2 protein-coding genes are annotated in these 1294 nt (G+C 69.9%); both read right to left on the bottom strand.

Annotation, left to right across the window (positions count from 1 at the left end; genetic code table 11):
* Positions 1 to 99: 99 nt before the first annotated feature.
* Entirely contained in the window at positions 100 to 600 is a 501-nt protein-coding gene (locus BH719_RS05860; RefSeq protein ID WP_009743882.1) for a YbjN domain-containing protein, read from the bottom strand.
* Positions 597 to 1043, bottom strand: a complete 447-nt coding sequence (locus BH719_RS05855; protein ID WP_009743881.1) for a YbjN domain-containing protein — start codon at positions 1041 to 1043, stop codon at positions 597 to 599. The genes BH719_RS05860 and BH719_RS05855 overlap by 4 nt, the downstream gene beginning before the upstream one ends.
* Positions 1044 to 1294: the final 251 nt, after the last annotated feature.

Below are 1294 nucleotides of genomic sequence, written 5' to 3'. Positions count from 1 at the left end.
GGCAGCTCCACGAGGCCGACGAGGCGGTCGTCGCCGGCGCTCAGGGCCCGCAGTAGCCGAACCAGCGCCTCCGGGCCGGGGCGGGGGGCCGGGGCCCCGTCAGCCGTCGGCATCGGAGCCGGACGGGCCGGACCAGCCCAGGGTCTTCGCCGCCGCCTCCTTCATGTACTGGATCGCGGAGACGCCGGTGGAGATCCCCGAGCCGACGGCGTCGCGCAGCTGCGCCTCGGTCAACCCGGCCTTCGTGTCGACTGTGAGGTCCGCGAAGACCCCCAGGGAGCCGTCCTCGGAGACGAGCGTGTAGACGGTGGGGAAGTACTTCTCCCGGTTCCAGTTGTCGGCGGCGGCGAACATGGGGTGCTGGGCCTCGGCGCCGTCCAGCCCGGTCATCCACGCGCCGCGCACCGACATGAAGCGCCCGCCGGAGTCGAAGGAGACCAGGAAGGGGATGGAGTCGAAGATCGCGCCGACGGAGCGCCCCTCCTCCACGACGTCGAGCTGGTAGCCCATGGCGCGCACGCTCGCGAGGACCCGGTCGAGGGTGACGGGGTAGGGGGTGGCGTCGTCCTCGGGATCGGGAACGGCGAAGGGCGTGTTCATCGTTCCTCCTCGTTCCAATCGACGAAGTCGGGCAGGGCGGCTTCGACATCGGTGAAGAAACTCATGATCATCGACATCGCCGTCTCGAAGAACGTGTCCAACTGGGCGGGGGTGAGGCCCGACATGACGATGATGTTGCACTCCGCGCCGAGCCCGTAGCGGATCCCGTCCTCCAGGGGGGCCAGGTACGCCTTGGGGCCAGAGCGCGTGGCGTTGCACCTGCCGACCTCTTCGACGAGGGCCGTGAACTGGGCCTTCGTCGAGGCGATCCCCCTCCACTGGGCCCGCAGCTGCAGGATCTGCGGGTTGGTGGCGTTCCAGAAGAATGCCGCGTTGGGCGCCAGGTAGACCAGCTCGGAGTCGTTGTAGTCGCCGAACCTCACGTTGCGGCTGGTGAGGAGTTCGCGGATGCGATCCGTGTTGACCGGGGTTGACGTTGCCACTTCGTCTCCTACCGGGTGGGCCGTTGGAAAGGACACGTCCACTCTATCGGAGGGCCTGGCGGCGCGCGCGCCCGTGCGCGGCCCGTATAGAGTGGGGGGCGCGAGCGTGAAGGAGGAGATTATGGGCGACCCGGTTCCCGTGCCCGACCCTTCCCTTGACGACGCCTACGGCAGTGCGCCGATCGACGGCGGGTACGGGAGCGCGTCGCGCCCTCCCCGTCCGGCGAGGCGCGCCCGGCCCGCCCAGCCCG

The organism is Pauljensenia hongkongensis, from assembly GCF_001746855.1.
Taxonomy (GTDB): domain Bacteria; phylum Actinomycetota; class Actinomycetes; order Actinomycetales; family Actinomycetaceae; genus Pauljensenia; species Pauljensenia hongkongensis.
The sequence above is the reverse complement of the archived record's forward strand: the minus strand, read 5'-3'. Positions and strand labels throughout refer to the sequence as shown.

Coding starts and splice junctions, on each gene's coding strand:
- BH719_RS05860 (WP_009743882.1), bottom strand. CDS start 600: ATGAACACGCCCTTCGCCGTTCCCGATCCCGAGGACGACGCCACCCCC.